The following is a 5,077-nucleotide window of genomic DNA, read 5'->3' as shown; positions in this document are numbered from 1 at the left end:
GCCTCATCTCCCATGATGGACGCTGTTTCACTCTCCTGGCTGGAATCAAACATAATTTGATACCGCGCCTCTAACCCGCCGTCCAAAAACTCACAGACGACTTGCCGCGCCAGCTCCACGAAATAGACCTTCTCCATCCGAAGGGGTTGCATGGAATACTCCAGCCTGGACGTGAGATTCAAATCGGAAATCAGGCTCCGCAGCTTTTCACCCTGCCTACGGATATAGGACGCCTGTTCACGGGCGGAGATTGGAAGTGTTTGGTCATCCTCCAACTGTCCGGCAAAACCCAAAATCACCGAGAGGGGCGTCCGCACGTCATGGGAAACGCCGCTGATCCAGTCGGCGCGGGCGCTGTCCTTTTTGGCAATAAAAGCCCCCGCTTTGTTAAGCTGGCGGTTGATCTCCGCCAATTCTCCCTTCTCCGGGAGACTAACCGGCTGGCCGGAGGAAACCGTTTCAATCCCCCGCAAAATAGGCGTGACCGCCTTTTCAACGTGCCGGGTGTTCTTCCAGATCAAAAGGACCACCACAATGATATTGGTCAGAAAGACGGCAGCCAGCCCGACAAGCAGTTTTTTCGCATAGCCCTCACTGACGGAAAAGTAATACTTCGCCTGACTGCCCTTTTCGCCGCCTACTACCAATAGCCCCTGGGGATGCTCCTGCACATAGACCGGATAATCCCCCAAATACCACCGGCTGAATGTTGCCACATCCGCTGCCGTGTACCGCCGGGGCAGTTCCTCCGGCAGTTTGCTCTGAAAAATGACCGTTCCGGTATCGTCCAAAACCATCGCCCAGGCGTGATGTTCTTCCAGAATTTCGTCCAGCACCCCAGCCGCCGTCAAATGTCCGGTTCCATCCAGAGTAATGCTGTCACAGATTTTGCTTATAGAGATTTCCGGCACCTCCGAGGTCTGCCAGGCCCAAATCAACACAGAGAAAAGCAGGACAACATTGAGCAGCAGGAACAGCGCGATAATGCCCACCATGGATAAAAAGTATTTCCGAAAGAAGCGTTCCGCAGGTTTCATTTCTCCGGCTCCTTTACCACCAGCTTATACCCCAGACCCTTCACCGTCAGGAGCGATACGGGCTTTGACGGATTTTCCTCGATCTTCTCCCGCAGATGCCGGATATGGGTCATCAGCGTTGTTTCATACCCCTGCCAGANGTCCCCGCACAGCGTTTGACAGAGNACGCCGATGGTGACAATCCGGCCAGCGTTCTCCGCCAGCTTTTCAAAAATGCTGTACTCCTTGGCGGTCAAGGGCGTCCGCTGTCCATCTCGGATAACCTCCGCCCGGTCTAAATCCACCGCGGCAGCGTTCAGCGTAACAACCCGCTCTTTTTCAGGATAGGCCCGTTTCAAAATCGCCTGGACACGCAGCAGCAATTCCTTCGGGAGAAAAGGCTTGACCAGATAATCGTCCGCCCCCAGCTCAAACCCGGCAAAGCGGTCCTCGGCTTCCCCCTTCGCGGTGAGCATAAGAACGGGGACTTTGCTGACGGCCCGAATTTCCTGGAGCAGTTCAAACCCGTCCATATCCGGCATCATCACATCCAGAACGATGATGCCGGGTGTTTTTTTCGCCATCACCGCCAGTGCCTCTTGCCCGGAGGCCGCTGTTGTAACCTGTGTATATCCGGCGCTCTCAAAAATGGAGCGGATCATTGTCCGCAAATCTTTTTCATCGTCTACAACGAGGATTTCTCTGTCCAGCATATAAGCTCCTCCTGTCCGCACTCATTATAGCGCAGAAACTAAAAATTGTATATGCCGCCGGCGCAATCTCAAGGTTATCTCAAGGTTGCCTCAAGGATCGCTCAAGGATGGTGTTGTATATTGACCCCATAAAGGAGGTAACCGCTATGAGCGAAATCATCGTCGAAACAAAACAGCTGACCAAACAGTACGGGACCCAAAAGAGCGTGGCGGAGCTGAACATCCATGTTCAAAGAGGCCGCATCTACGGTCTGCTGGGCCGAAACGGAGCCGGAAAAACCACCACCATGAAGATGCTGCTGGGATTGACACAGCCCACGTCAGGGAAGGTGACGATCTGGGGGAAGTCCCTGCTGGGCAATGAGAAGAAGCTGCTGCCCCGCATCGGCAGCCTGATTGAATCCCCCGGCTTCTATCCCAACCTGACGGGAACGGAGAACCTGCGCATTTTCACTGCCCTGCGGGGACTGAAAAACCAAGACGCAATCAAAAGCGCCCTGGAGCTGGTTGGCCTGCCCTACCGGGATAAAAAGCTCTTTTCCCAATACTCCCTGGGCATGAAGCAGCGGCTGTCCATCGCCCTGGCAGTGATGCACGACCCGGAATTGTTGATCCTGGACGAGCCCATCAATGGCCTGGACCCCATTGGTATCGCCGAGGTACGCTCCTTCATCCGGGCGCTGTGCGACGAGCGGGGCAAGACCATCCTGATCTCCAGCCACATTCTCTCCGAGGTGGCGCTGCTGGCAGACGACATCGGCATCATCGACCACGGTGTGCTGCTGGAGGAGGAGAGCCTTGCGGACCTGGAAGCCAAGAGCGACCGGTATATCCGCTTCACAGTCTCCGACACGGGGCGGGCGGCGGAGGTCTTGAACGGTGTGTTCCACGAAAATCAGTTTGCCGTACAGGACGGTCACCATCTGCGGATGGATTCTGCCAAGGTCCCCGTGGAAAAGATCGTTTCTGCCTTTGTGCAGCGCGGCCTGGAGGTGTCGGAGGCCGCGACCGTGGAGGAAAGCCTGGAGGATTACTTCAAGCGGGTGACCGGGGGTGAGGGGATTGCTTAAGCTGATTTCCTGTGAGCTTCAGAAGCTGAAACGGAAGAAGTTCATTCCTTTTGTAATCCTCTCCGCGTTCCTGTTCCCGCCCCCGCTGGCACTGATGATGCTGACGCCCCGCATGATGGAGCGGTACGACACGAAAGCCGAGCTCTTTGACGACTTTTATCAGTTTGTCCTGGGCTATGGGGTGGAACTGCTTCTGCCCTGCGTCATCGGCGTCATCGCCGCCATGCTGTTCTTTATGGAACGGGACAACGACACCTTCAAAAATCTGCGGACCATCCCGGTGACCAGCACCCAGATGATTTTTGCCAAAATGATCGTTCTGTTTCTGTTTGGACTGATTTTCTGCCTGTCCACAGCCGCCGTCACCATTGTCTGCGGGGGCCTGATTGCCGAGGTGGGCGGACTGGGCTATAAGCTGTGGTTGGCGGTGGAGATGGGGATTTTCATCACAGCGGGCACTCTGCCGCTGGTGGTGCTGGTGGTCTTTTTCAGCAAGACCTATATCTTCTCCGTTCTGCTGTGCATTTTTTACAGCGTGTTAAGCCTGACCGCCGAAAGCAGCTTTGGTGTCCTGCCGAAGTTTTTGTGCTGGCTGATGCCGATTCCCCTCACAAACCTCTGGTGCGCGGGGGATATGGTTCGGCATGGCGTCAAGGGCAGCTTGGGGGAACTGCAATACCTGATTCCCTCAACAACGCAGACCGTTTTGATTTTGAGTGCAATGACTGTCCTGTCCATTCTGCTGATTGACCGGCTGTATAAAACGAGAGGGGGGAATTGAAATGCTGGTATTGATGAAAACCGAATTTTGGAAACTGAAACGGTACCACATGATCTGGGCAGGGGTTTTCCTGATGCTGCTGTCCGTCCTGCTGACCGTTTTCTCCACCACCGCCCAGGATGGAAGTGTATGGACCTTCTCCTTTTTCGTGGAGCAGGTCCTGAAGAACAACATCACAACGATTTTCCCCATGTGCATCGCTTTGATTACCGGATATATCATCAGCCGGGAGGGAACGGATGATACGCTGAAAAACATTCTGACGGTTCCCCTGTCGTTTCCCGCTCTGCTGGCTGGCAAGCTGGCCGTCTGCGGGCTGCTCTCCCTGTTCCTGGGGATCGTCAGCACTGTGTTCACGGTGATGGCATCCTCCCTTTTGGGATTTCCCGGCGGTGATTTTCCGGCAGTTATGCAGGCCGGGTTGCAGATCACGGCCAACTGTCTGTTCCTCTATATCGCGGTTCTGCCAATCATCGCCATCGCCGCCCGTATTCCAAACGGGCACTTGATTGGAGCGGTTGTCGCCTTTGTCTACGGCTACGGCGGCATGTTCGCGGCGGGGAGCATGACCTTGGCGAATTTGTATCCCGTGACCGCAAGCATGGGGCTGATTGGATACCGCAGCTATGATGCGGCTGTCCATTGGAATCCGCTGCTTTGTATGTTCAGTCTGCTGGCCGCTCTGCTGATTGCCGCCGCTTTTGTGGCGACAGCAAAAAAAGGCGCGGCTCCAAAGACAGCAAAAAAGCCCAAACGGGTCATCACAAAAAAAGGTTGGTAAGGGGTGTCAAACAACATGAAGAAAAAAGTGAAAATCACAATAGGCGTCGTTGCCGTCCTGCTCATTGGTCTGGCCGGCTTTTGCGCATGGTTCCTCTCCGGCTCCGGCAGCGCCGAGTATTACACCCAGATCGATAACACCAGGGTGGAACAGGTGGATTCTAACGGAGGCGTCATTAACTTCAAAGGCAGCCTGCCCTATTCCTACACGCTGCTGTCCTATGACGAAAACGGGAGCGAAAAAGAGATCACCTTCGGGACATCCAGAGAACTGCGGGAGGGGGCCTTTATCCGTCTGACCGTCATGCCGCTCCGGGGCGTCCTGGACTGGAGCGAGGTACAGTATGACGAGCTTCCGGCAGCAGTACAGAATCATTATTCTGCTCCATCGGATGATGAAGGGTAATTTCAGCGAATAACAGAAGCTCTATCCATTTAGGGCTTATTTTCTGCGGCGGTTTTATGAAAGCCGCCGCCTTTCCATTTGCTTTCTCGACATATAGGAGAATGCCGCCATGCGATTACAGGCAGATAGGCATTTGTCAAAAAAAGCCTGCCCCCTACAGCGGCGCACTCCTCCCAAGGTTGCGAAAATAGTCGTTCCCTGACGGCTCATAATGTTGCCCCCAGCACCCGAATGGCCTTGCACCATCCGGGTGCTTTTTTATTTCCACACCAGCGACACCGGCCCCGCTGGCGCTCCCCGCCCCCTCCGTT

The 5,077-nt window shown here is 54.9% G+C and carries 6 protein-coding genes; 4 read left to right on the top strand and 2 right to left on the bottom strand.

Going from position 1 to position 5,077, the window contains the following annotated elements; genetic code table 11:
- Nucleotides 1-1,037: histidine kinase dimerization/phospho-acceptor domain-containing protein (locus JX325_RS12620; protein ID WP_204791464.1), on the bottom strand; the 1,037-nt coding region annotated here is incomplete at its 3' end.
- Entirely contained in the window at nucleotides 1,034-1,729 is a 696-nt protein-coding gene (locus tag JX325_RS12615) for a response regulator transcription factor (RefSeq protein ID WP_204791463.1), read from the bottom strand. The genes JX325_RS12620 and JX325_RS12615, both read right to left, overlap by 4 nt.
- 146 nt (nucleotides 1,730-1,875) lie before the next feature.
- Here JX325_RS12615 and JX325_RS12610 point away from each other — a divergent pair, with 146 nt between their 5' ends.
- Genes JX325_RS12610 through JX325_RS12595 form a run of 4 tightly spaced genes read left to right on the top strand, consistent with a single transcriptional unit; the run spans nucleotide 1,876 to nucleotide 4,766 of the window.
- Nucleotides 1,876-2,799 (top strand): ABC transporter ATP-binding protein, encoded by a 924-nt coding sequence (locus JX325_RS12610; protein WP_204791462.1) that lies wholly within the window; start codon nucleotides 1,876-1,878, stop codon nucleotides 2,797-2,799.
- Nucleotides 2,792-3,580 (top strand): ABC transporter permease, encoded by a 789-nt coding sequence (locus JX325_RS12605; RefSeq protein WP_204791461.1) that lies wholly within the window; start codon nucleotides 2,792-2,794, stop codon nucleotides 3,578-3,580. Before JX325_RS12610 ends, JX325_RS12605 begins: the two co-directional genes overlap by 8 nt.
- Before the next feature lies 1 nt (nucleotide 3,581).
- Nucleotides 3,582-4,361 (top strand): ABC transporter permease, encoded by a 780-nt coding sequence (locus JX325_RS12600; RefSeq protein WP_204791460.1) that lies wholly within the window; start codon nucleotides 3,582-3,584, stop codon nucleotides 4,359-4,361.
- Nucleotides 4,362-4,376: 15 nt separating this feature from the next.
- Nucleotides 4,377-4,766, top strand: a complete 390-nt coding sequence (locus JX325_RS12595) for a YxeA family protein (RefSeq protein ID WP_204791459.1) — start codon at nucleotides 4,377-4,379, stop codon at nucleotides 4,764-4,766.
- The last annotated feature ends 311 nt before the right edge of the window (nucleotides 4,767-5,077 follow it).

It is taken from the genome of Oscillibacter sp. CU971 (assembly GCF_905219725.1).
In the GTDB taxonomy this organism is placed as follows: Bacteria; Bacillota; Clostridia; order Oscillospirales; family Oscillospiraceae; genus Oscillibacter.
This window is presented reverse-complemented; position numbering and strand designations above follow the sequence as displayed.